This is a genomic window from Thermodesulfobium acidiphilum (assembly GCF_003057965.1).
In the GTDB taxonomy this organism is placed as follows: Bacteria; Thermodesulfobiota; Thermodesulfobiia; order Thermodesulfobiales; family Thermodesulfobiaceae; genus Thermodesulfobium; species Thermodesulfobium acidiphilum.
This window is the reverse complement of the sequence record NZ_CP020921.1, coordinates 1,744,387-1,767,658: the sequence shown is the minus strand read 5'-3', so window position 1 is coordinate 1,767,658 and position 23,272 is coordinate 1,744,387. Positions and strand designations below refer to the sequence as shown.

26 protein-coding genes are annotated in these 23,272 nt (G+C 32.3%); 13 read left to right on the top strand and 13 right to left on the bottom strand.

All coding sequences use genetic code 11. The features are described 5' to 3' along the window. Positions 1–3: 3 nt before the first annotated feature. The 7 genes from trpA to trpE are packed head-to-tail and all read right to left on the bottom strand — an operon-like array spanning position 4 to position 6,419. Complete coding sequence (gene trpA, locus TDSAC_RS08905; protein ID WP_108310236.1) at positions 4–762, bottom strand: tryptophan synthase subunit alpha; 759 nt, start codon at positions 760–762, stop codon at positions 4–6. Further along, the gene (trpB, locus tag TDSAC_RS08900; RefSeq protein WP_108310233.1) at positions 749–1,942 is read right to left on the bottom strand and encodes a tryptophan synthase subunit beta; all 1,194 of its coding nucleotides are present in this window, start codon (positions 1,940–1,942) and stop codon (positions 749–751) included. The genes trpA and trpB overlap by 14 nt, the downstream gene beginning before the upstream one ends. Further along, positions 1,935–2,558, bottom strand: coding sequence for a phosphoribosylanthranilate isomerase (locus tag TDSAC_RS08895; protein ID WP_108310231.1), 624 nt, complete (start codon positions 2,556–2,558; stop codon positions 1,935–1,937). Before TDSAC_RS08895 ends, trpB begins: the two co-directional genes overlap by 8 nt. Next, positions 2,548–3,342 (bottom strand): indole-3-glycerol phosphate synthase TrpC, encoded by a 795-nt coding sequence (locus TDSAC_RS08890; RefSeq protein ID WP_108310229.1) that lies wholly within the window; start codon positions 3,340–3,342, stop codon positions 2,548–2,550. The genes TDSAC_RS08895 and TDSAC_RS08890 overlap by 11 nt, the downstream gene beginning before the upstream one ends. Further along, positions 3,339–4,352, bottom strand: coding sequence for an anthranilate phosphoribosyltransferase (gene trpD, locus TDSAC_RS08885; protein WP_108310227.1), 1,014 nt, complete (start codon positions 4,350–4,352; stop codon positions 3,339–3,341). The genes TDSAC_RS08890 and trpD overlap by 4 nt, the downstream gene beginning before the upstream one ends. 28 nt (positions 4,353–4,380) lie before the next feature. Next, on the bottom strand, positions 4,381–4,971 hold the full coding sequence (locus TDSAC_RS08880; protein ID WP_108310225.1) for an anthranilate synthase component II: 591 nt from the start codon (positions 4,969–4,971) through the stop codon (positions 4,381–4,383). Beyond that, on the bottom strand, positions 4,968–6,419 hold the full coding sequence (gene trpE / locus TDSAC_RS08875; RefSeq protein WP_199919807.1) for an anthranilate synthase component I: 1,452 nt from the start codon (positions 6,417–6,419) through the stop codon (positions 4,968–4,970). The genes TDSAC_RS08880 and trpE overlap by 4 nt, the downstream gene beginning before the upstream one ends. Positions 6,420–6,601: 182 nt before the next feature. Between trpE and TDSAC_RS09145 the strand changes: the two genes are divergently transcribed. The 9 genes from TDSAC_RS09145 (at position 6,602) to TDSAC_RS08835 (ending at position 13,790) form a co-directional block, all read left to right on the top strand. Beyond that, the gene (locus TDSAC_RS09145) at positions 6,602–6,751 is read left to right on the top strand and encodes a hypothetical protein (protein ID WP_199919806.1); all 150 of its coding nucleotides are present in this window, start codon (positions 6,602–6,604) and stop codon (positions 6,749–6,751) included. Between the two features lie 567 nt (positions 6,752–7,318). Continuing rightward, positions 7,319–8,143, top strand: a complete 825-nt coding sequence (locus TDSAC_RS08870; protein ID WP_108310220.1) for a universal stress protein — start codon at positions 7,319–7,321, stop codon at positions 8,141–8,143. Between the two features lie 57 nt (positions 8,144–8,200). Next, positions 8,201–9,151 (top strand): NGG1p interacting factor NIF3, encoded by a 951-nt coding sequence (locus tag TDSAC_RS08865; protein ID WP_108310218.1) that lies wholly within the window; start codon positions 8,201–8,203, stop codon positions 9,149–9,151. After that, entirely contained in the window at positions 9,148–9,900 is a 753-nt protein-coding gene (locus TDSAC_RS08860; RefSeq protein WP_108310216.1) for a ParA family protein, read from the top strand. Before TDSAC_RS08865 ends, TDSAC_RS08860 begins: the two co-directional genes overlap by 4 nt. Then, entirely contained in the window at positions 9,893–10,792 is a 900-nt protein-coding gene (locus TDSAC_RS08855) for a ParB/RepB/Spo0J family partition protein (RefSeq protein ID WP_108310214.1), read from the top strand. The genes TDSAC_RS08860 and TDSAC_RS08855 overlap by 8 nt, the downstream gene beginning before the upstream one ends. A gap of 39 nt (positions 10,793–10,831) precedes the next feature. Then, positions 10,832–11,290 (top strand): nucleoside-diphosphate kinase, encoded by a 459-nt coding sequence (gene ndk / locus TDSAC_RS08850; RefSeq protein WP_108310212.1) that lies wholly within the window; start codon positions 10,832–10,834, stop codon positions 11,288–11,290. Between the two features lie 3 nt (positions 11,291–11,293). Next, positions 11,294–12,445 carry an aminotransferase class I/II-fold pyridoxal phosphate-dependent enzyme gene (locus TDSAC_RS08845; RefSeq protein ID WP_108310210.1) on the top strand — a complete coding sequence of 384 codons (1,152 nt, stop codon included), beginning with the start codon at positions 11,294–11,296 and terminating at the stop codon, positions 12,443–12,445. Then, entirely contained in the window at positions 12,442–13,026 is a 585-nt protein-coding gene (locus TDSAC_RS08840; protein ID WP_108310207.1) for a hypothetical protein, read from the top strand. The genes TDSAC_RS08845 and TDSAC_RS08840 overlap by 4 nt, the downstream gene beginning before the upstream one ends. Further along, positions 13,023–13,790 carry a methyltransferase domain-containing protein gene (locus TDSAC_RS08835; protein ID WP_108310205.1) on the top strand — a complete coding sequence of 256 codons (768 nt, stop codon included), beginning with the start codon at positions 13,023–13,025 and terminating at the stop codon, positions 13,788–13,790. The genes TDSAC_RS08840 and TDSAC_RS08835 overlap by 4 nt, the downstream gene beginning before the upstream one ends. Here the strand turns inward: TDSAC_RS08835 and TDSAC_RS08830 are convergent. Genes TDSAC_RS08830 through bioA form a run of 3 tightly spaced genes read right to left on the bottom strand, consistent with a single transcriptional unit; the run spans position 13,781 to position 16,307 of the window. After that, positions 13,781–14,404 carry a pyridoxamine 5'-phosphate oxidase family protein gene (locus TDSAC_RS08830; protein WP_199919805.1) on the bottom strand — a complete coding sequence of 208 codons (624 nt, stop codon included), beginning with the start codon at positions 14,402–14,404 and terminating at the stop codon, positions 13,781–13,783. The two genes, TDSAC_RS08835 and TDSAC_RS08830, sit on opposite strands and share 10 nt — an antisense overlap. Positions 14,405–14,421: 17 nt before the next feature. Next, complete coding sequence (bioD, locus tag TDSAC_RS08825) at positions 14,422–14,988, bottom strand: dethiobiotin synthase (protein ID WP_199919804.1); 567 nt, start codon at positions 14,986–14,988, stop codon at positions 14,422–14,424. After that, complete coding sequence (gene bioA, locus TDSAC_RS08820) at positions 14,985–16,307, bottom strand: adenosylmethionine--8-amino-7-oxononanoate transaminase (RefSeq protein ID WP_108310199.1); 1,323 nt, start codon at positions 16,305–16,307, stop codon at positions 14,985–14,987. Before bioA ends, bioD begins: the two co-directional genes overlap by 4 nt. Before the next feature lie 266 nt (positions 16,308–16,573). Between bioA and TDSAC_RS08815 the strand changes: the two genes are divergently transcribed. Then, the gene (locus TDSAC_RS08815; RefSeq protein WP_199919803.1) at positions 16,574–17,692 is read left to right on the top strand and encodes a Na+/H+ antiporter NhaC family protein; all 1,119 of its coding nucleotides are present in this window, start codon (positions 16,574–16,576) and stop codon (positions 17,690–17,692) included. A gap of 181 nt (positions 17,693–17,873) precedes the next feature. Here the strand turns inward: TDSAC_RS08815 and TDSAC_RS08810 are convergent, their stop codons facing one another. Genes TDSAC_RS08810 through TDSAC_RS08805 form a run of 3 tightly spaced genes read right to left on the bottom strand, consistent with a single transcriptional unit; the run spans position 17,874 to position 19,550 of the window. Beyond that, the gene (locus tag TDSAC_RS08810; protein WP_108310195.1) at positions 17,874–18,545 is read right to left on the bottom strand and encodes a DUF4405 domain-containing protein; all 672 of its coding nucleotides are present in this window, start codon (positions 18,543–18,545) and stop codon (positions 17,874–17,876) included. Further along, on the bottom strand, positions 18,529–18,672 hold the full coding sequence (locus tag TDSAC_RS09140; RefSeq protein ID WP_199919802.1) for a hypothetical protein: 144 nt from the start codon (positions 18,670–18,672) through the stop codon (positions 18,529–18,531). The genes TDSAC_RS08810 and TDSAC_RS09140 overlap by 17 nt, the downstream gene beginning before the upstream one ends. An 8-nt stretch (positions 18,673–18,680) precedes the next feature. Further along, positions 18,681–19,550 (bottom strand): tetratricopeptide repeat protein, encoded by an 870-nt coding sequence (locus TDSAC_RS08805; protein ID WP_108310193.1) that lies wholly within the window; start codon positions 19,548–19,550, stop codon positions 18,681–18,683. Positions 19,551–19,983: 433 nt separating this feature from the next. Here TDSAC_RS08805 and TDSAC_RS09215 point away from each other — a divergent pair, with 433 nt between their 5' ends. From TDSAC_RS09215 to TDSAC_RS08795, 3 genes are read left to right on the top strand one after another with little or no spacing between them, the layout of a single operon-like run. Then, positions 19,984–20,259 carry a CC/Se motif family (seleno)protein gene (locus TDSAC_RS09215; protein WP_267894109.1) on the top strand — a complete coding sequence of 92 codons (276 nt, stop codon included), beginning with the start codon at positions 19,984–19,986 and terminating at the stop codon, positions 20,257–20,259. A gap of 1 nt (position 20,260) precedes the next feature. Then, positions 20,261–22,648, top strand: coding sequence for a glycosyltransferase family 4 protein (locus TDSAC_RS08800; protein ID WP_108310191.1), 2,388 nt, complete (start codon positions 20,261–20,263; stop codon positions 22,646–22,648). Then, positions 22,645–23,235 (top strand): D-sedoheptulose-7-phosphate isomerase, encoded by a 591-nt coding sequence (locus TDSAC_RS08795; protein ID WP_199919800.1) that lies wholly within the window; start codon positions 22,645–22,647, stop codon positions 23,233–23,235. Before TDSAC_RS08800 ends, TDSAC_RS08795 begins: the two co-directional genes overlap by 4 nt. The last annotated feature ends 37 nt before the right edge of the window (positions 23,236–23,272 follow it).

The following is a 23,272-nucleotide window of genomic DNA, read 5'->3' as shown; positions in this document are numbered from 1 at the left end:
AATTTAAATAATTATGCTATTTATTAGTTTTTTAATATTTTCCTTACTCTTTCCAATATTATCAGGATCAATTTGCTTAATTAAAGCGCTTCCTATAATTACCGCGTCAGTTGGTAATTTTTCAAATTGCTCTTTTGAACTAACCCCAAATCCAGCGGCTACATAGTTTGAACTGATCTTTTTTACGTACTCTAAATAATTATAGGTGTTTTTGCTATAACTAGATCTTGCACCCGTAATGCCAAAAACTGTTACAGCATATATAAACGCGTTTGTATATTTTGAGATAGTTTTGATATCCTCTTCCCTTATATTTGGCGTTGCAAAAGGAATGTAAGAGATGTTAAATTTTTCAAGATGAGGTCTTAGTCTATGAGACTCTCTGAAGGGTAGATCTGGTACTATTACTGCATCTGCAAAGGAAGAGATCCTTTTTGCGAAATTTTCTTCCCCCTTATTATAGATTAAATTATAATAAAGCATCGGAATAATTGCAATCTTGTATTTTTCCTTTAATTCTTCTGATAAAAGATAAACGTCTTCACTTTTTATTCCATTTTTTATAGCGAAAGAATAACTGTTTGTAATAGTAGGGCCATCCGCAACTGGATCTGAAAACGGAATACCAATTTCAATTGCTTTTATTCCACATTCTACTAATACTTCAACAAACTGTTTGGTGGCATTTAGTGACGGATACCCAGCAGGTAAAAAAGGAATCAAAGTTTTCTTTTCTTTTAAAATCTCTCTAATTTTGCTCATCCTTTGCCTCCAGACTCTTCATAATTGTTTGCATATCTTTATCTCCTCTGCCAGATAGACTTATAATAATTGTGCTACCCTTTCCTAATTCCTTTGCCTTTTTTATTGCTAGAGCTACAGCGTGTGCGCTCTCAAGAGCACAAATTATCCCCTCTTCTTTTGCAAGAATTTCAAGTGCTTCTAATGCTTCATCATCAGTTATCCCCTCATATATAGCTCTTCTTGATTCTTTTAGATATGAATGCTCTGGTCCAACTCCAGGGTAATCTAGGCCAGGAGCAATAGAATGAGCTTCTTTTACCTGCCCATCAGAATCTTGTAAAAGATAACTAAGCGAACCGTGTAGTACACCCGGCCTACCTGCTGAAAGAGTGGCTGAATGCAGACCAGTTTGTATACCCTTGCCAGCTGCTTCTGCGCCAAAAATTTTGACGTTTTCATCTTGAACAAAGGCTTTAAATAGACCTATAGAATTACTACCGCCTCCAACGCAAGCAAAGATCGCGTCAGGAAGTGAACCTGTGCTTTTAAAGATTTGAGATCTTGCTTCTTCACCAATTACTCTTTGAAAATCTCTAACTATAGTCGGAAAAGGGTGTGGGCCAGCGGCTGATCCAATCATATAATGTGTGGTATTGATATTTGTTACCCAATCTCTCAAGGCTTCGTTCATTGCATCTTTTAGAGTTTTTGAACCGCTCTCGACTTTATTTACTCTTGCGCCAAGAAGTTGCATTCTAAATACGTTTAACTTTTGCCTTTCATAATCAATCGAACCCATGTATATTTCACAGGGTATCTTCAAAAATGCACAAACTGTAGCTGTGGCTACGCCATGTTGGCCTGCTCCCGTTTCAGCAATAATTCTTTTTTTATTCAATCCTTTGGCGATCAAACCCTGTCCAAGACAATTATTTAGTTTATGAGCTCCTGTGTGTAACAGATCTTCTCTTTTTAAATATGTATTAATTTCAAATCTTCGGGAAAAATTAGGGGCATATGTTAGTGGTGTTGGCCTTCCTGCATACTCTGTTAGCAAGTTATTAAATTCTCTGAAAAAATCTCTATTTCCCTTAATTTTGTTGTAATAATTTTCTAATTCATCAAGAGCATATATAAGGGTTTCTGGGACAAAAGCACCACCAAATTTACCAAAATTTCCATTTAAAGTTTTATTCAACTTTTTGACCTCCAAAAAGAGTTTGTTTTTTAAGCGCACTAAAAAAATTTTTTAAGAGAACAGGGTCTTTTTTGTTTCCCCTTTCAACACCAGATGCCAGATCAACTCCGCAAAACTGAGGCTTTGAGATTTTTGTTATTATATCTAAAACGTTTTCACTACTTAGTCCACCAGCAATAAGGAATAAAATATTTAAGTTGTAATCCTTTAAAGCGTCGGTATTTAAATTTTTTATTCCTTTTACTTTATCAAACAGAAAATAATCAGGCTTATATTCTGAAAGGTTTTTAGGAAGACTATTTTCTATTCTAAACGCCTTTATTGCTATAAATTTATTTTCCTTGACAATCTCAATATCCCTTGGATCTTCTTCTCCGTGGAGTTGAACGCCGAATAGATTGCAACTTTTTGCAATTTCTAATACTTCTTCTATGGGGTTATTTTGAAAGACTCCTATAAATTTTTTATTGCTTAAGCTGTTTACTATCTTTTTACCTGTTGCTATATCAACTTTTCTAGGGCTATCGCAAAATATTAAACCCAAATAATCTGGATTAAATGAGCTTGATACAATTGCATCTTCGAGATTTCTAATGCCACAGATTTTAATAAGCATTCTTAGCTTTATTATTTGTTAAAAAATTTTTAAGCTTTAAATAATCAGTTTTGTGGACTAGATTTACCATTGTTTCTCCTATAAGAGCTCCTGAAATACCATATTTAAGAAGTCTATCAATTTCTTCTAAAGACTTTATTCCTGATTCTGAAACTATTTTGATTTCAGCAGGTATAGCTTTTGATAGCCTAAAGGTATTATTAATATCAACTTCAAAAGTTTTTAGATTTCTATTATTAATGCCAATTATTTTTGGTTTTATTTCTAGAGCTACCTGTAATTCTCTTTCATCGTGAATTTCTATTAAAGAATCAAGACCAAGCTTATTGGCGAAAGTATATAAATCTCTTAATCTTTTTTCTCCTAAAATAGATACTATAAGTAGTACACAATCAGCACCTAATAAAAAGGCTTCTTCTATTTGATCTTCTAAAAGAATGAAATTTTTATACAAAATAGGGAGATTGCAAAATGTTTTTATGTAGGAAATGTATAACGGATCTCCTTTAAAATCTCTTTTGTTTGTTAAAACTGAAATAGCTTTGCAGCCAATGTTTTGGTAGACATCAATAAAATTTCTAATCTCTTTTTTAGGATCTTTTATAAAGGTCCCCTTTACAGGTGAAGCTGGTTTGAATTCTCCTATAATACTTATTGGTGTAAGGGCGTTAGAAAATGATATAACAGGATATATTCTTCCGTATTTTTTAAGTAAACTTAGAAATTCCCTTCTTTGATTGAACTCTTCTATTTCCCTTTTTGAAACTTCTTCTAAGATGTTCATAACGTATTTGTGTAAGTTTTTAGAGTTTCAAATTTTGATAGAGCTAATTTTGAGTCAATTGAATCCTTTGCCATCATAATTGCTTCCTTGAAATCTGAAGTATAATCTGAAGCCATTATTGCTATAGCAGCATTTAAGACTACTATATCCTTGTCAAAACTCTTTTCACCTCTTAGAATTTTTATTATCCTTTTTGCACTTTCTTCGGAATTTTTCACTACAAATTCTGATGATGAAACTTTTTGAAAATTGTATTGCTCAGGGTCTAAAAAGAACTCTCTTGATTTATTCCCTCTAATTTCGATTACATAATTTGGACCTTCTAGTGATAGCTCATCCATTCCTCCTGCACCGTGGACTAAATAGATATGTTTTGGATTGAGGTTTTTTATTACTTCGGCTAATGTTGGCATTATTGATTTGTCAAATACCCCTATTACTTGATTGTCTACCCCGGCTGGATTGGTAAGCGGTCCTAAGATATTAAAGAACGTTCTAATGCCAAGTTCTCTTCTTGTTAAGGCTACATTTTTCATTGAAGGATGAAGTAGCGGTGCGAACAAAAAGGCTATCCCTATGTGATTAAGACAATCTTCTATTGCTTGAGTATTAAGATTTATATTAAAACCCAATCTTTCTAAAACGTCTGCAGAACCAGAAGAGCTTGAGACGCTCCTATTGCCATGCTTTGCTACGGGAATTCCTGCTCCTGCAACTACAAAGGCACTTGCAGTAGAGATGTTAAACGTTTTGAGACCATCACCTCCAGTTCCACAAGTATCGACAACAATCGAGTGTCTAGTTTTGATTTTTTTTGCGTGTTCTCTCATTGATTTTACAAAACCAGTTAGCTCTTCTGGAGTTTCTCTCTTCATCCTGAGTCCGACAAGAATTGCACTGATTTGACTTTGTGTAAATCTTGCATCCATTATATTGTCCATAAGATCTTTTGCCTCTTCTTCTGAAAGGTGTTTATTATTTAAAATTTTGTCTAAAATACCTTTTACCACCTGTCTCTCTCCTCTCATCTTTTTGTTTTTATGTTTTTAAATTTAAAAAATTTTTGAGAATTTTTTGGCCAACAGAAGTCATAATTGATTCTGGATGAAACTGAAGCCCATAAATAGGTAAATCTTTATATTTTAGTGCCATTATTATGTTGTCGTCAGAACTTTTTGCAAGTATTGTAAGGTCTTTTGGTAAACTTTTTTCGTCTAAGCACAGCGAATGGTATCTCATTGCCTGGAATGGTTTTTTTAATCCTGAAAAGATAGGATCATCTACAAAATTAATCATGCTAGTTTTTCCGTGCATTAGATTATTTGCTCTGACAACCTTAGCTCCAGAAAGGTACCCAATCAATTGGTGACCAAGGCAAACTCCTAAGAGCGGTTTTTTAGTTTTTACTGCATATTCAAATACTTTTGAAGAAAGATTACAATCTTTTGGGTGTCCAGGTCCGGGCGATATTACTAGTCTCTCAGGATTGAATTCTAGGACCTTTTTGAATGGTTCATTGTCTCTTAATACTAACATATCCTTTTTTGTTCTTCTAATTTTAGCGAATCCCTGAACTAAGTTGTAAGTAAAGGAATCAAAGTTATCAACAATCAAAAGTCTCTCTCTCATAGGTTGTTTCCTTTGTTTACAATAGATAAAAGAGCCTTTGCCTTATGAATTGTTTCTAGATATTCGCTAGACGGATCTGAGTCTGCAACTATACCTGCGCCTGCTTGTAAGTAAATTTTATTACCTTTAAAAAAAGCTGTTCTTATTGCTATGCAAGTATCGAAATTTGAACTTAAATCAAAATAACCGACTGCTCCAGCATATGGTCCTCTTCTCTCGCTTTCTATGGAATTTATTATTTCCATTGCTCTAATTTTTGGAGCACCAGACACCGTTCCTGCTGGGAATGAAGCGAAGAACGCTTCTAGGGGGCTTATATTTTTGTCTAATATTCCTGTAACCTCGCTAACGATGTGCATTACATGAGAGTAGTTTTCAACTTTCATAAATTCCTCAACTTTTACAGATGATGGAACGCAAACTCTACCAAGGTCGTTTCTTGCTAGGTCTACTAGCATAACGTGCTCTGCGCATTCCTTCGGATCAGATAAGAGTTCTTTCGCAAGTTTTTTGTCCTCAACAGGATCTTTCCCCCTTTTTCTGGTCCCAGCTATGGGTCTTGAAAAAAGTTTCCCATCTCTTAATGTAAGGAAAGTCTCGGGCGATGAGCCTGATATTACAATATCGTTTAATTTTATGTGAAATAAGTAAGGGGATGGGTTTAATCTTCTTAAGTTTCTATAAAATTCATAGGGGTTACCAAAAAAATTTGAAGAGAGTCTTTGGGAAAGAACTGTTTGGAAAGTGTCGCCATTTCTTATATACTCTTTAATCCTTCTTACTGCATTCTCGAAATCTGCTTTTTTTATGTGACTTTTTATGCTATTACTGTTACTGTCTTCACCTTCACCTTGCGAAAGATCTTGATTAGGTAAACAGCTTTTACTCGCTGAATTTAAATTGTTTGTTGATTGAATAAATTTTTCACCCTCGTTAATAAAAAATTCTGCCCTCTTTTCATCTGATTTATAAAGAGCATGGCTCATAAGATAAATGGTATCGGTAAAGTGATCAAATGCAATGATTAAGCCAGGGAAAAAGAGCATTGCATCAGGAAATATCGCTGGTTTATCAAATTTTAGGGATTTTTCATAAAATCTTACACATTCATAGCCAATGTAACCGACTATTCCTGAACTAAAAGGACATATTGCGTCAACTTTTGGTAGTTTTTTGAATACATTTTCTAAGACGTCTATAAGCGAATCTGTAGTATACGTGTTTTTAATCCCAATATTTTCAAGATCCATATCCGCGATTATTCTTGTGGATTCTGTATCCGTAGAAATTATAAATCTTGGGAAAGCTCCTAAAAATGAATATCTTGAGAGCTTATTAAAGGTTTTACTTTCCAGCAAAAAGGAATAAGGCAGATTTTTTAACTTTTCATACAAACTTATGGGAGTTTGTGAATCGGCACAATAAGATCTGACGAGTAGTTTTGACATACTTCTCTCCTCTCTTCTCATCTAATTTACCTTAGTCTAAGCTAAATAACTTTAATTAATTAACTTTCTTTATGATAACAAAAAAATGTATTGTGTCAACTATTCGAATTGCTTCATCAAAAATCTAAATGAAAATAAAAAGTCTCTTAGAATAGTAGTTACTATAACTCTGGAGGCTAGAAATGGGGTTAACGATGAAGGAAAGAAAAGCAGTGGTGAGTGAAATTGCAAAAAGATATAAAAAAGCAAACAAGAAACAAAAAGGCATTATTTTAGATGATCTAATAGCTTTGACTGGATACAATCGTAGTTATGCATGTTTTTTTAGCTAGTCACGAGAAGATAGTAAGTTGGTTATTTTAGATATGATAGAGAAGTTGAGCTAATGACTTTAAAAAAGCTTTATTAAAGCTTAAAGTTATATATAAACTTTTTTCAGCCTGTAATGAAATAAATCTCAAAAGAAAGAATATGAAAGTAAAGTTACAAAAAAATATGATAAAGCAAGAACTCCTTATCAAAGAATATTAGAAAATCTTGGTGTAGAAAAAATAGATAAAGAAAAGTTAAGAGAACAGTATACAAAATTAAATCCAGCTGAACTTCAAAGAGAAATAGTAAAACTTCAAAAAAGATTACTAGAAGACATATCCATAAAGGAAGAAGTAAGAAATTCTATTAAAAAGATTAGCAAAGATAAAGATAAAATATGTTATGGTTATGTTTAGAATTTTAAGTGAGGCAACGAATACAACTTCCTTTAGGTTTTTAAATGAGGCAACACGTAGGCAAGTTTAGATAATTTTTTATTTTGTTCTAATTTATTAAAGAGTTACTAATGTATATGTATATTTATAGTTTACAATAAATTCTAGTAAATCATTTTTTGGAGGTGAAAGATGAAAATAGAAAGAGTAGTAGTTGCTCTTGATTTTTCAGAGCAATCTTCAAAGCTTTTTAATGCTGTCAACGACTTTAAAAGGTTTGGCATTAGTGAAATTCATCTTGTTCATGTTGTAAACCCAAATATCTTGGAAGTGAATAAGGAGATTGTTAAAATTGCTTCTGATCACTTTAGTTCATATATAAATAACTATCTTTCGGAAGGAGTTAATGTTTTTTTAGAAATTCTTATTGGGAACGTCGTTGAGCAAATTAGAGATTATTGTGATGAAATCAATGCAAATTTACTTTTTGCGTCAGAACATGGAGAGGGATTTTTTAAAGATATATTCGTCGGAAGTAACTTGCTTAATTTTATAAGAACTATAAAAAGACCTATTTATGTTGAAAGGTTTTATAAAACCGAGAGTGCCTTTCTATTACCAGAAAATAGGTTAAAGAAAGTGCTTTTCCCCACTGATTTTTCTAAAAGCTCAATGAAAGCCTTTGATTTTTTAAAAAAGATCTCTTCAGCTATAAATGAAGTTCTTTTAGTTCATGTCCTAAAGCCATCTGACCCAAAATTTTTGATAAAAGAGGCATCTGGTGCAAATAAAGCTATAGAAAAGCTTACTTTAGATTTAGTAAAAAATAATGTGAATGCCAGATATCTAGTCTTAGAAGGAAACCCCGCTAAACAAATCAATTCTATTGTTGAAAAAGAAAACATTTCTATGATTATTATGAGTAGAAGAGGGCTGGGTTTCTTTGAAGGACTTTTTTTGGGGAGCGTAGCTGAATATCTATTGTTTCACACAAGAGTTCCTATACTATTTGATTAATATCATTTTTTGTTTTATCATAAAAATGTTTCTTGAGAAACATTTTGGAGGTTGATTATGAAACTAGGCGAGATTTATAAGTTAGCTATTAATATGGGCATTGAAGCCGATCCCAGGGGGAAAGAAGAAGTTTTTAGATATCTTGAAAAGATCAAAAAGGATTATGAAGAATTAAACGAAAAGAAGAAGGCAAGGTTTGACAAAGAGCTTCTGGAAAATCCATACTCCGATAGCCGAATCCTTAATGGAAAAGAAGATCAGATAATAAAAGGTATTCTTGTTGGAATTGATATGGAAGTTCCTGAAATCGTTCTTGCTGATAAGCTGAGGGAAAAAGGAGAAAGAATAGATCTAATACTTGCTCACCATCCTGAAGGAAAATCTTTGCCGGGTTTGGAAGGGGTTATGCACATACAAGAAGACATACTTTTTTCACAAGGCATACCAATAAATCTGGCTGAAAATCTTATGGGAAATAGAATTGCTGAAGTTTCTCGCTCTGTTCATCCTGCTAATCACAACAGAGCTGTAGATGCAGCAAAACTTTTGGGTTTTGCCTTTATGAACATTCATACTCCGGCCGATAACATTGTTACAAAATTTCTAACTGAACTTTTTGCTGAAAAGAAGCCTGAAACTATTGGTGAAATTGTAGATATCTTGCTTGAAATTCCTGAATATCAGGATGCGCAAGCACATAATTTTGGGCCAAAAATAGTAAATGGATCAGAAAAAAATCGTTGCGGGAAAATTTGGGTAGACATGACTGGTGGAACCTCTGGGAGCAAAAATGCTTATGAAAAGTTATCTGTTGCTGGTATTGGAACTATAGTGGGAATGCACATGAAGGAAGATCATCTTGAGGAAGCCAAAAAGTTTGGTATAAATGTTGTTATTGCTGGTCATATGCCATCAGATTCAATTGGGATGAACTTTATACTTGATGAAATAGAAAAAAATGGTGTTAATATTATTCCTACCTCTGGACTTTGTAGAGTAAAACGTTGAAAAGAATTATTGTATTTGCAAATCAAAAGGGTGGTGTAGGAAAAACTACATGTGCAGTAAATTTAGCCGCTTCCTATGCTGAAATAAACAAAAACACCCTTATAATAGATCTAGATCCTCAAGGTAATGCTACTACTGGTTTGGGGATCGATAAAAGAAAACTATTATCTTCGACGTATGAACTTTTGGTAACGAAAGAATTTGTTGAACCAGTTGATACAGGTATTGAGAATCTTAAGATAATCTGTTCACATCCAGATCTTGCTGGTGCAGAAGTTGAACTGGTTGACGATACTGATAGAAATTTAAAATTGAGAAAAAAATTGGAATATTATAACAATTTTGACGTAATAATTATTGATACCCCGCCATCTTTAGGTATATTGACCATTAATGGACTTTCTGCAGCAAGAGATTTAATTATCACAATGCAGGCTGAATTTTATGCCCTGGAAGGTCTCAGCATGATAATTAATACCTATGAGAGAATTAAATCCAGGCTTAATCCTGAACTCAATTTGCTGGGCATTTTGGTTAATATGTTTATGCAAAGGCTTGTTGTTTCAAATGAAGTCTTAAACGATTTAAAGATGCACTTTAAAAATAAAGTTTTTAATGCGCTGATCCCAAGAAGTGTGAGAGTGGTAGAATCGCAAAGCTTTGGTAAACCAATGATAATATTTGACCCTAAATCAGTAGTTAGCAGTGCGTTTAGAGACCTTTTACAGGAGATAGAAAAAAATGTCTAAAAGAGGTATGGGCAGAGGTCTTGATGCCTTGTTGGGAGACGATAACTCTGATAAAGTTTTAAAATTTGTTTTGCTTGAAAAGATACTTCCAAATCCTTATCAGCCAAGAAAGGTGTTTGACGAAGAAAGCATTTTCAAACTATCTGAATCAATAAAGGAACACGGGGTACTCCAACCAATAGTGGTAAGAGAAAAAGGTCAATTCTACGAGTTGATATCTGGTGAGAGAAGGGTTAAGGCCTGTGAAAAAATAGGACTTTCAGAAATACCTGCAATAGTTAAAGAGGTAACCGATGATCAGATGGCTATACTTGCTTTAGTGGAGAACTTACAAAGGGAAAATCTTTCTGCAATTGATGAGGCAAGAGCATATCTTGAACTTCAAGATAAATTTTCTATGACTCATGAAGAGATAGCGAATTCCGTTGGGAAATCGAGATCATATGTAACAAATACAATTAGACTTCTTCAACTGCCTGATGAAGTAATAAAATATATAGAGAACAATAGCTTGAGTCCTGCTCATGGAAGGGTACTACTTTCATTAAAGGATGAGAGAGAAATATTAAACTTTGCAAGAAGAATTGTGAAGGATAACTTGTCGGTAAAGGTTGCCGAAGAGTTAAGAATAGAATTTCTTTCAAATAAGAAAAGTATTAAAAGTTTTTCTAAAAGTATTAAAGACAAATGTAAGCCTTTAAAAAGTCAAAAAGAGGTGGAACAAGATGAAGAGCTTAAGTTTATTGAAATTGAAATCTCAAAAAAACTTAAAACTCCAGTTCATATATCATTCTCCGGTAATGTTGGACGTTTTGTCATCGAGTTTTACTCTAAGGAGGAGCTCAACAATCTTGTCGAAAAGATTTTTAGTATTTTTGGGCTCGAGGATTAATTTATAATAATTTTATAATTTAATTAAGGAGGAAAAAGTTTGGAAAGAACTTTAGTGTTAATTAAACCTGACGCTGTAAAAAGACAATTAACAAGTAAAATACTTGCAAGATTTGAGGATAAAGGCTTAAAGATAGTTGGCCTCAAACTTATGCAGCTTTCTAAAGAAAAGGCGATGGAACATTACGCGGAACATAAGAAAAAGCCATTTTTTGATAATCTTGTTTCTTTTATTACTTCTAGTCCAATAGTAGCTATAGTATTAGAAGGGAAAGATGCAGTTACTGTGGTGAGAACTATGATGGGGACAACGAATCCTCGAGATGCTGCTCCAGGCACTATTAGGGGAGATTTTGCAATGGATCTTGGCAGAAATGTAATACACGGATCTGACTCTGTATATTCAGCTGAAAGAGAAATTAAGATCTTTTTCGAAGAAGACGAAGTGCTTGAGTATGAAAGAATAATCGATAGAGACATATATGAAAATTTAGAATGACATATGGAGTTTTTAAAGCTTCTTGAGCACAAAATCTTAGATCTAAAGTCACAGTTCAACTTCAGATCCATAAGGCCTATTTCAAATGGTGCTGAAAAATATATAAATATAAATGGTAAAAAACTTCTTAATTTGGCATCTAACAACTATCTAGGCTTAACAAATAATGAAATAATAAAAAATATGTCAATCGAAGGGATAAAGAAGTTTGGTACAGGCATATCTTCTTCAAGGCTTATTATTGGTAACAACATTTTATATGATGAACTTGAAAGAGAAATTTCTGATTTTAAAAATAAAGCGAAGTCTTTGGTATTAAATAGCGGATATTGTGCAAATCTTGCAGCTTTATCTATTGCAAAAAATTGCGAAGTCTTTATGGATAGGCTTTGTCATGCAAGTCTGATAGATGGAGCTATTCTTATAGGAACAAGATTTCATAGGTTTAGACATAACGATTTAGATCACCTTGAAAGGATGCTAAAGAGTTCAGATAATCATAGGGTGGTTGTTACGGAAAGTATATTTAGTATGGATGGAGACAAATGTGATTTGGTTAATTTAGTTGAACTTTCAAAAAAATATGATGCTTTTCTAATTTTAGATGAAGCTCATGCTACTGGAATATTTGGAAATGGGAGAGGTTTAGCACACGAATATTCTTTGGACAATGACGTTCACCTTAATGTGGGAACTTTTTCAAAAGCGTTAGGAAGCTTAGGCGGATATTTATCTGGAGATAAAGTCGTAATTGAATATCTTATTAATTTTGCAAGGTCTTTGATATATACAACTGCTCTTCCACCATCTGTTATAGCTGCCAATCTTGCAGCGCTAAAATTTGTCAAAGAAAACCCATCTTGCGGGGCGTTACTTCTTCAGATATCTGACAATGTGAGAAATTACTTAAAGTCTTTAGGTTTTAATACATTAAATTCATCTTCCCAAATTATTCCTGTTGTATTGGGCGATAGCAAGAAGACTTTGATGGCCCAAGAAATATTGTTTGATATAGGCTTGTTTGTAGCAGCTATAAGAGAGCCCACTGTACCAAAGAATTTAGCAAGACTCAGAATCTCTCTAAGATCCGACTTAAACATAGATGAAGTTGAATTTATAAAGAAAGCATTTACCTTACTGGCAGGAAAAATTTGATATTTTTGTCCGGCTGGAGTGGCTTTAGCGAAATATATCCTGAAATATCTAAAAAGTATAAGTTCATTGTTCCATTTCAAGATCCAAATTTTTCGGAATGGTACTTAGATGAAATAAAACAGGAAGAAGATATGCTTGTAGGATGGTCGTTGGGGGCAAACTTAATTTTAAAAGATATTGATAAATTAAATGCAAAAAGAATAATTCTTATAGCTCCCTTTTTGAATTTCACTGATTACGTTAACGAAAGAATTGTAGACCTTATGATTCGAGCTTTTGAAAGGGATAGAGAAAAGTGCGTTAATGATTTTTGGGCTAGAATAGGCATTAAAAAGGATGTAAAAACGAAAATAAACAGTTCTCTTAAAGAGGGTCTAATATTTCTTAAAAAGAGAAATAATTTTAAAGAGTATGTTCATGATAAAAATATTTTGATTATAGCCTTAACAATTGATAGAATTTTGCCTCTCAAAGCCTTTATGGACGTTCAAAAAAAGATTTTTGGAAGTGTTATTAAACTATATTCAAATCATTATGTTGAAGAAAAAATTTTGGAAAGGATTATTTTTGAAAACATATGACCCAAAAAATACAATCTATAAAAAATTTTACCAGGAATTCATTTGATAGAGCCCTTTTTTATGAAAACTATACTCCTATTCAGAAGGAGATAGCACATTTGATTTCACTAAATATTGGATCAGAATATTTTGAAAGCGTTTTAGAGGTTGGTGCGGGAACAGGGCGTTTAACTCAATCAGTTACAATTAGCTTCAATAATTACACGTGTATTGATATTTCAGAAAAAGCCTTAAATAAACTAAAAAGTAAACTTAAAGGTCAAGATGGTTTTGATTTTGTAATTGGCGATGCTGAAAATTACGACTTTTCCGGGAAACAATTTGACTTAATTTTATCTTCTTCCTCTATACAATGGTTTCTTTATCCTGAAAAAACTTTAAAAAATTTTATATCTCTTTTGAAAGAAACAGGCCAAATACATTTTGGAGTTTTTATTGAGCCCACTTTTAAAGAAATGCAATTAACTAACATTTTTTCTGGTTTCGGTTCTACAATGAAACTCAAAGACGAAGGCTTTTATCTGGATATTTTCAAAGATTTAAATTTGATTTATAAATACGTTTGTACCAAGAAACTATACTTTCAAAATCCAATTGAATTTTTGAGGTTTCATAAAGCTTCTGGTGCAAGATTTACAAGCTTTGATTCACTTTGTTCTAAAGAGAAGTTTAAAAAGTTTTGTGATTTTTATGAAAAGAATTTTAAGATTAAAAATAAAATATATGCAACTTACAGTTATCTTATTGCTGGTTTTTATAAATGATAAAAATTGTTTAAAGAAAATTTTTCTATCATTTTTACTGTTTCTAAATCGGTTTTTGTGCCTCTCTTTTTTAGCTTTTCAATTGTATCTTTGTTGTCTTTATAGCTTCTGTGTTGATCGAATTTAAATTTAGCGCTAACAAAAGAGACTTTTAACTCAAATAATAATACATTTTCTATAGCCTTTAGGTAAATTATATTATCTATACCAATAGGATTAAAACCCCCTTCGGGCTGATATTTTTTCATTAAAAGATTCAAATATTCACATTTCTTAAGATTATCCTTTGTTTCAGTTATTTCTCCTTCTAAATAAATTGAGGCATATAATTGCCCAGCAAAACATGCGTTTTTTTCATTTTTGAAATAAGATGGCAAAAAAGAAAAGGGTTTTACTGCCAAAAAGCTACCTATTGGATTTTTTCTTATAATATCAACTTTTTTACCACCAGTTGCGCTATGAAAGAAAATGCTGTTCTCATAATAAAAGAAGTTTAGTGGTACTGAATAAGGTTTATTGTTCAAGTCAACTAAAGACAAGACTCCATATTCTAAATTGTTCAGTATGTTACATATTTCTTTAGAATCGGAAATTAGAAATTCCTTTCTTCTCATTTTGTTCATCCTAACCTTTATATTGTTATTATTTCATTTTTGAATCTATATTTTATTTTGCCAGTAAGTTTACTTAAAATGTCGAAGTTGTCAAATGTTTCCTTGAAAAAATCATTTAGTGCAAAACCATATAAATCTATACCTTCCTTATCGCAATAGTATAAGTTTAATAATGTTTGATTTATACACCCAAGTTTATTCGGTACCACTATTATAGTTTTTAAGCTCATTCTTTTTGGTATATCGACTATAAAGTTATTTTTGTCTAAAGGCACTAATAGACCGCCAGAGCCTTCTACAATTGTATAATCTACTTCCTCTGTTTTAATTCGACTTATTGCTTCTTCTATAGGGAAATTTTCAAAAATAAAGCAAGGAGCTAGAGGATCTTTTCCAAAATATAAGGTTTTTGCTTCTACTTTGGATTTTGAGACAAAGGCACTATCATTGTCTTTAGGATAGCCAGTCTGAACTAATTTAATATATTTTGTTCTTTTCCCCTCAATTAAGAATTTTTTTGCTAATAGATAAGAAAAATAAGTTTTACCTACTCCAGTATCTGTAGCGCTTATAAAAAGAATCACTTCTTTAACACCTCCAAATATGATTGGTGTGCTGCCTTTACCAAGAACTCAATTTGATGAGGTTCTATTATATACGGTGGGAGAAAGTAGATTATATCTCCTAAGTTTCTGAGCAATACCCCCCTCTTAAGCGCTTCTCTGTAAATATTGAATCCAGTTCTTTTTTTCCAGTTAAAGGGCTTTTTTGTTTTTTTATTTTCTACAATTTCCACAGCGCTAATAAATCCAATATGTCTGATTTCTCCTACGTGTTGCAGTTCACAGAATTTATTTTCTATAAGATTTCTCATATATTTGTATTTTTCTTTATTTTTTTCCAACACATTCTCTTCTTTAAATATTTTTAAGGTTTCAACAGCTACAGCTGAGGATATGGCATTACCATTATAACTGTGACTGTGCAGAAATGCCTTAAGAGTTGTGTAATCATCATAAAAAGCCCTGTATACTTCATCAGTTGTAAGCACTACTGAAAGAGGCAGATAGCCGCTTGTTATTCCTTTCGATAGGCACATAAAATCAGGTTTAATATCTGCCCATTCACACGCAAACATCTTACCAGTTCTCCCAAAGCCAGTCGCTATTTCGTCAAGGATTAAATGAATTCCAAGCTTAGAAGTGAGATTTCTTAGCTTTACTAAATACTCAGGCGGATAAATTTTGAAGCCGCCAGCAAACTGTACTATGGGCTCAACTATTACTGCGCATATCTTTTCGCCGTTTGATATCAATATTTTTTCAATATCTGAAAAGCACTCTGTGTTGCAAGACTCTCTTGAATGCCCAAATTTACACCTATAACAATCTGGAGAAAAGGATACAATATTTTTTGGCAAAATACTTTTATAAGCTTTTTTGTACAAATCTTCACCGCTAACAGAAAGTGCGCCTATAGTTTCGCCGTGATAACCATTTTTTAAAGATACAAATTTTTTTCTTTTTCTTTGTCCTATGTTTTGAAAATAGTGATAGCTCATCTTAATTGAAATTTCTACTGCACTTGAACCAGTTTCTGCAAAGAACATTTTAGAAAGATTGTCTGGAACAACCTCAGAAAGAAGCTTTGCTAGTTCTAAAGCTTTTTCGTGCGTAAAGCCAGCAAAAATTATTTGTTCAAGTGAAGCGATCTGATTAGAAATAGCTCTGTTTAATCTTTCATTGGAATGCCCAAAGAGGTTTACCCACCAGGAAGATATTCCATCAATGTAAGAATTACCATTAAAGTCGTAAAGATAAACCCCCCTTGCGTTTTTTATTTTTATTAACGGGTATTTTTCGTGATCTTTCATCTGTGTACAAGGATGCCAAATTTGTATCAACAGATAACCTCCTATACAATATAAGTATTGTAGTAGTTTATAAGATTTATAATATTCATATGTTTAAAATATTTAACAATTATAAATCAGAATTTATCTTACTTGCCTTAATTTTATTTATTCTTTTTGGATTAGGTATATGCATATCTTTTTCCTTGCCACTTTTTTTAGGATTGATACCTGCATATTGCATGTTATTTATATATCTTTTAACTTTAAAGAATAATTTTAGCCAATTAATTTTTATTTCACTAAAAGGGATATTTATGGTGAAAGAAGTAGTGGGAATACTTATAGGTGTTGGGATAATGCTTCCCTCATTTGCACTATCTGGAACTTTAAATGAAATACTTAATATTTTTATGTTTACTTTAAATCCTAAGTACTTGGCTTTTTTCTCTTTTGTATTTGCATCGATCCTCTCTTTGATTATTGGTAGCATCACTGGGACTTTATGTATTCTTTCTGCTCCAATAATGGCACTTTCAAATAGCGTACACTATCCCTCGTATATAGTTGCAGGAGCTCTCGTTTCTGGTGCGATGTTAGGAGATAGATCCTCTATTTTTTCTTCTGCTCTTAGACTGACTGCGATATGTGTAGGAATTGATGTTAAAACTCACTTTATGGCAATTTTACCTACAACAATAGTTGCAGTCATTTTAATTTTAATTGTTTACTCAATTTTTTTACCTATTTTTTTTGAAATTCATATCAATTCTGTTCACATAACCAGTGATTACTTGATAAAAGTTGACTATTTTAAGTTATTTCCTATTTTAATTTTGTTTGTTTTGTTTATAAAAAAAGTGCCACTTTTTTTCTCTTTTCTTTTTTCATCTATATTTGCTCTCTTTATAAGCGATGTAAATTCTAGTATAAATCTTATATACCACATTTTTTATGGAATAAACATTTGGCCATTTAACCACTTGAGCGGTATTTTTTCTATGTTGCCCTTGGTAGCACTTGTTTGTGTTTCTTCTGCGTTTAATTCACTGCTTCAAAAGAGTAGGATTTTAGATTCTCTTGTGAAGAGAATTATAAATCCTAAAAGTTACAGTCAATCAGTTTTTAGGGTGATAGTTCTCAACCTTATATCTTCAATGCTTTTTTGTAATCAAGCCCTGCCTCTGATGCTTGCCGCACAGCAATTAAGAAATGAATGGAGGAGGAACTTTAAACTTTCTCTTTTATCAAGAGTTATTGCAGATAGTGCACATGTTTTTCCGGGAATTGTTCCTTGGAATCTACTGGCTCAAATATGTGCAATTTTACTGGGAGTTAAGCCAATGTATTATATACACTTTGCATTTCTTTTGTGGATCTTACCAATAATAAATCTTATTTTTAGCTATTTTGCTCAAAAGGATAAAATTAAATAATTTTTTTAACTTGATTTGTCATTAATAAATTAAATGTATTCATAACTATTGTTTTTGAAAAAGCAATATTGTTTTATGGTAATTGGGTCTATAATAGAAATGTTATTACTATAAAACCAAATACTGTTAAAGTACACCCCTTAACTATAATTAGTCTTGCCTTGAGAGAGAACAGGTAAGACTAATTTTTTTTACCATTAAGGTTGAACAAATAAAGCATAGATTTCCAATTTAATGCTAAGTGTAGAATTGCTAAGAAGCAAAAAACTATTCCAAATTCTACATGCAAAAACAAAACCCAAGATGGCAAAGGAAGTTTGATAAGGCCGTCGTATTTAAGTGATAAGATCATTCCAAGGACTGCAGATACTACAAAAGATAATGCTAAGACAAAGTTACATATTTTTAGAAGCGTTTGTTTTTTTATTACTTTTTTCCTTACCAGAAGACCGGATATTAAGGAAAAAAGAATTGCTAGTATGGACAGTGTTCCTGTATTATAACTTTCAGTAATTGAACGCCTTCTTTTTCGATCTGCTGCTTCAGCTATATCATCACCAAATAATGGCTTTGTGTTATTGAAATTTTCAGCTTTTTTGGAAACATATGAGTTTAAACTTGATTTGGTTTTTGGAGGAGGTTCTGAATAGTCACAATAGCCGTCGTTGTTTGTGTCTATATACCTTGAACACTTACCAGGATATGGGTCATATTGAAGCCCTCTTGGGCATTGCCCCCAAACTTCAGTAGAGGATTCTGCAAGCGAATTGGAATTATATAACATCAATTTGAAGGCAATTAAGCTATAAATGAGCTTTTTAATAAAGGATCTTCTATTATATAGATGATACATCTTTTACCTCCATAAACCTTTTTATAGAATACGTCAAGAATAGTCTTATAGTAACAAAAAAGGAAGAGAAATCTCTCTCTTCCTTTTTTTGTACCCTAAACAAACCCTTAGACCAAGGGTCTAACAACCTGGGCCTCAAGAACTTTGTGGTGGGGCAAATAGTTCACCGATTTTAGTCATCCAAAACTCTGCTTCCTCAGTCATGCCATATGTATTAAACACGTATTCTGATTCTGTTTTAAATTTTTCCAACTTATCTGGCAATATAAGGCCTGATCTTGCCATTGAAAGAATGGAGTAATATACCAGCCTCGAGTAAAGTCCGACAAGTTCTGGCCTTTCTTTTAGTGAATCTATAACAATGTCAATACTTTTCCTAAAATCGTCGATTGAGTCCTGAGTTTTTGATGTTTCTACATTGTTTATGCCCCTGTTCATATAAGTTACAGCAAGGTCTAAGTTAAGAGAGTTATCAACTTTTACTTCCTTTTCTAAAATATCAATAGCTTTGTTGAAAGCTTCAAAGGAAGATTCGAAATTGTTCATATTTTTTTGTGTAATTGCGAGTTGATTTAGGGCATGGGTATAGAGTCCAGTGTTGGAAAGCGAACCATCTTTATAACACTCTTCATACAAATTAATTGCTTCCTTGATTTGAGAGAGGGCTTCGTCAAGCTTACCTATTTGTCCTAGGTTTATTCCCTTGTGAGTTAATAGTCTCGCAATGTCTTCCTGATTTTTACTAAACTTTTCGCTAAAAAGAAATTTCCTAAGAGCAATCGATTCGTCAAGGTCCTTCATGGAACCCTCAAAATCTCTACCATAGGCTCTAATAAGGCTTCGTATATCCAGTGCGGTTGCAAGGATATCTTTTTCTTCGTTTGTTTGATTTTCATGAAGCTCATCAATTAATTCTTGTAATACTTTTCTTCCCTGGTCAAGCTCGTTCTTATTTACTAGGTCAACAGCATTTTGAAGCTTTTCTTTGTAATCGGTTAATGACATAATTCCTCCAAAAATTTTTATTTACTAACTTTATAAATATTATCTTATTTTTTAAAATTTGTGTATAAATTTGTGTTAATGATATCTTTTGGGTCTTCACTCTTAAATGTTAATATGATTTAATATATATGATATATAATGATATCTTTAACTAAAAAGGCAATTAAATTAATTGAGAAGAGTGGCAAAGAAATATATGTCTTGCCATCGAGGGATTTGTTGTGTAGCACTTGAGGGACTGGTTCAGGAATACCATCAGTTAGATGGGGAAGACCTAAGAAAGAATTTGATAAATATAATTGTATATTTTTTGATGATGTTGTTGTATATGTGCCGAAAAATTTTTTTTACGATAAAGATCTTGTGATCGATGCAAAGACAAGTTCCTATGGTAAGGAATATATTTTTATATATGCTTTAGATGGAGGTAAAAATGCCTAAATTTGAATTTGATAAAGAGGCTAAAGAATACATAAAATCAAAGGGATCAAAGATTTTTTTTATAAATGCTTCGTCTTGCTTTTCTTGAAGCAGGGTCCCTTTACCTCCTTCAGTTAGAGTTGGAGAGCCTTTGGAAGGAATAGCATATAAAGTTTTTGAACAGGAGGGAATAGAAATTTATATACCTAAAGAATTAAATCTTAAAAATAAGACAAGAATTGGTTTGAAAAAATTTTTATTTTTCAAAGAACTTATAGTGGTAACTTAATATGTTTAAAAACACGTTATTTAAAAGTTCGCTCTCAAGATATATTTCGTTTAGAAAGTCCTTAAAAAATTATCAGAAAAAGGGGTTTGCTTCTTCGTTAAGCAAGGGATTAGAAAAGATAAAATATGAGATTTTTAAAGCAAAGGATTTATGGGAAGATCTAAGAGTCGTTAAGATAAATTTTGACTATTCTCCCAAGATTCCTGTTCAACACAAAGATGTTGCGTTTACTATAATTAACAAAGACGAAATGCACTATGCCCTAAATTTAAGGGATAGTTTTCTAAAAAACAATCCAGACATTGAATTTGTAGTTGTAGTTGTAGACCTTTTAAAGGATATTAGAGAATTTAGACTCTTTAACGAATTGGTATCTAGAGGTATTAAATTTTTCTTTTTGTGTGAACTTTTGTCAGAAATTTCATGTAGGGATATGCATAAAGTTCTTTGGACATCTACTAAGGATGAGTCGAAAAACTGGATTTTGTCATATGTTTTTGAATATTTTGCTTATGTTGGATTTAAAAAAAGTTTGTACTTATCGAAAAATATCTTCTGCCTTTCTGATGTAAAGGGCTTATACGATCTTTTGGATGATTATGATGTAATTCGTTTCAAAGAATCGATATTTGCTTTAAAAAATACTGAAGCTAATATCTCCTATTTTCACAGGAAAGAGATATCAAAGCTAAAATATCTTGAATTAGATGATTTGCAGTATACTCTGACCTTTTATAATGTTAAAAAAGAAGATATCATATTTAAAGAATCTAATTATTTTGTAAATAGAAAAAATCTTCTCAAGAAGATATCACTTTTTGAATTTAGTGGGTTTTATCTGGATGATTTATTTCTATTCGATCACGTAAGCTTTTTTGGATCAATAAATAAATCGTATATAAAGTTAGTAAACGAGTACTATAACAAAAGTTTTTTCCAAAATAAAAGAAAATTTGAGGAATTACCATATTATTTTGAGTACCTTCCATTAACAAGAATTAGGATACCTCTTGAAGTAAGAAGAAGATATTCAGAAGAAATATTTAAGAGATTTAGGAATCCATATTTACCTGACAGAGAAAATGTAAGGGCAATACTTTCTTTTCTGCACACAAAATACAGCTCTATAAGTAGGTTTGCAAGATGTGTGATTGAGTCAAGACTGGATTTACGCTTGACTTTTTCTATGACTGGCATAATAAGTACTGTAACATTGAAGGATATCTTAAGGGTTAATTACAACCTTACTGATACATCTCGTATTGAGCATAGCCCTTTTGGAATAAACATCGTTGGGTTTTTTGAATCGAAGATTGGGCTTGGGGTTCAAGCAAGATCCTTTTTTAGAAAGGCATCTTCACTGGGTATTCCGTGTTCGCTTTTCTTTTTGCCCGTTACATCAAATTTGAGAGTTTCTGAAGAGGAAATTAAAAATATTGCTTGTTTTAACGTTAATAATCTATCATTTAATAACACAATATTTTTTATTAATTCAGAAGATTTGGCTTATCTTAAAGATATATCAAGCAATATTTTCAAAGGCAGAACATCTGCAATCTGGAACTGGGAATTTGATAGGTATTTTGATGACCCTAAGGCCTTTTCTTTGGTAGATGAAGTTATGTGTTATTCAGATTTTGTAAAAAGCGCTTTAATTAAAGCGGGAGGGAAAAAGGTATATAAGTTTTTGTATCCATTCACTTACGATTGGAGAATATTACAACACAGAAAGAATCTTCGAGCAACCTTTGGTTTTTATGACTCTTTTGTTTTTATGTTTATACTGGACTTTTTCAGAGATTTTGACAGAAAAAGACCGTTTTTGCTTTTAAGGGCTCTTTCGAGGGTTGTAAGAGAATATAGCGATGTATATTTAATATTTAAGACCTTTCAGGCTGCAAAATATTCTGAAAATCAAGTAAAACTCGCAAAATACATTAAAGAATTGGGTATTACTGACAACGTTGTATTTGTGGATGAGACTACGAACAGAGATGGATATATTACTATATTAAATGCTGCAGATGCATACGTTTCTCCGCACAGTTGTGAAGGCATGGCCCTTCCTCTAATAGAAGCTATGTGGCTTGGAAAACCAGTTATTGCTACAGCATACGGTGGTAACCTTGAGTTTATGAATAAAGACAATTCTATACTTTTAAATTATAAGTTCGAAAAAATAGGTCAAAATAGCTCGGGATATAATCCAGATTGGGAGTGGGCTCTCCCTGATGAAGATGAATTGTATAGTGCAATGTTGAAATTGGCTAAAGATAGAGATTTTGCCAGAGAACTTGGAGAAAGGGCAAGAGCTTTTGTCATGGAAAAGTTTTCTATCCAAAATTTTTCTAAAGAGATGCTCAACTTTTTTGAAAGGAAAAGTAAATGATTGTAGAGGATGAAATCAGAAAAGCAATATCTGAAGCCCTGGAGTTAAAAGATAAGTTGCTTTCTGATGATAGATTTTTAGAAACTGTTAAAATGAGCGTTAAAGTTATATCTGCAGCGCTAAGGTCTGGGAAAAAACTTTTGATTGCGGGAAATGGTGGTAGTGCTGCTGATTCACAGCACATTGCAGCAGAGTTTGTTGGTAGATTTTTGTTGGAAAGGAAAGCTCTAAAAGCTATAGCCCTTACTACTGATACTTCAATTATTACAGCTATTTCAAATGATTTTGGATATGAAAGCATTTTTGCAAGACAGATTGAAGCGCTAGGTGAAATGGGTGACGTCTTTTTTGCCATTTCGACAAGTGGGAATTCTAAAAATTTAATAAAGGCGCTAAGAATTGCTCAACTTTATCATATAAGCACAATCTCGCTTACAGGTATGGCTGGAAATGAAATGGAAAAACTATCTGATATCTGTATAAGCGTTCCGTCAAAAAACGTTCCAAGAATACAGGAATGTCATATTATGATTGAGCACATAATCTGTGACATGGTTGAAAAGATCCTTACCTCAAAATCTGCCTGACCTTTTAGATTTCTACCCCTTTTTAAATAAAATTAGT

Bases quoted from the DNA above. Each gene is read 5' to 3' on its own strand.
- trpA (WP_108310236.1), bottom strand. From the start codon at position 762: ATGAGCAAAATTAGAGAGATTTTAAAAGAAAAGAAAACTTTGATTCCT.
- TDSAC_RS08895 (WP_108310231.1), bottom strand. From the start codon at position 2,558: ATGCTTATTAAAATCTGTGGCATTAGAAATCTCGAAGATGCAATTGTA.
- TDSAC_RS08890 (WP_108310229.1), bottom strand. From the start codon at position 3,342: ATGAACATCTTAGAAGAAGTTTCAAAAAGGGAAATAGAAGAGTTCAAT.
- TDSAC_RS08880 (WP_108310225.1), bottom strand. From the start codon at position 4,971: ATGAGAGAGAGACTTTTGATTGTTGATAACTTTGATTCCTTTACTTAC.
- trpE (WP_199919807.1), bottom strand. From the start codon at position 6,419: ATGTCAAAACTACTCGTCAGATCTTATTGTGCCGATTCACAAACTCCC.
- TDSAC_RS09145 (WP_199919806.1), top strand. From the start codon at position 6,602: ATGGGGTTAACGATGAAGGAAAGAAAAGCAGTGGTGAGTGAAATTGCA.
- TDSAC_RS08870 (WP_108310220.1), top strand. From the start codon at position 7,319: ATGAAAATAGAAAGAGTAGTAGTTGCTCTTGATTTTTCAGAGCAATCT.
- TDSAC_RS08865 (WP_108310218.1), top strand. From the start codon at position 8,201: ATGAAACTAGGCGAGATTTATAAGTTAGCTATTAATATGGGCATTGAA.
- TDSAC_RS08855 (WP_108310214.1), top strand. From the start codon at position 9,893: ATGTCTAAAAGAGGTATGGGCAGAGGTCTTGATGCCTTGTTGGGAGAC.
- TDSAC_RS08845 (WP_108310210.1), top strand. From the start codon at position 11,294: ATGGAGTTTTTAAAGCTTCTTGAGCACAAAATCTTAGATCTAAAGTCA.
- TDSAC_RS08835 (WP_108310205.1), top strand. From the start codon at position 13,023: ATGACCCAAAAAATACAATCTATAAAAAATTTTACCAGGAATTCATTT.
- TDSAC_RS08830 (WP_199919805.1), bottom strand. From the start codon at position 14,404: ATGAGAAGAAAGGAATTTCTAATTTCCGATTCTAAAGAAATATGTAAC.
- TDSAC_RS08815 (WP_199919803.1), top strand. From the start codon at position 16,574: ATGGTGAAAGAAGTAGTGGGAATACTTATAGGTGTTGGGATAATGCTT.
- TDSAC_RS08810 (WP_108310195.1), bottom strand. From the start codon at position 18,545: ATGTATCATCTATATAATAGAAGATCCTTTATTAAAAAGCTCATTTAT.
- TDSAC_RS08805 (WP_108310193.1), bottom strand. From the start codon at position 19,550: ATGTCATTAACCGATTACAAAGAAAAGCTTCAAAATGCTGTTGACCTA.
- TDSAC_RS08800 (WP_108310191.1), top strand. From the start codon at position 20,261: ATGTTTAAAAACACGTTATTTAAAAGTTCGCTCTCAAGATATATTTCG.
- TDSAC_RS08795 (WP_199919800.1), top strand. From the start codon at position 22,645: ATGATTGTAGAGGATGAAATCAGAAAAGCAATATCTGAAGCCCTGGAG.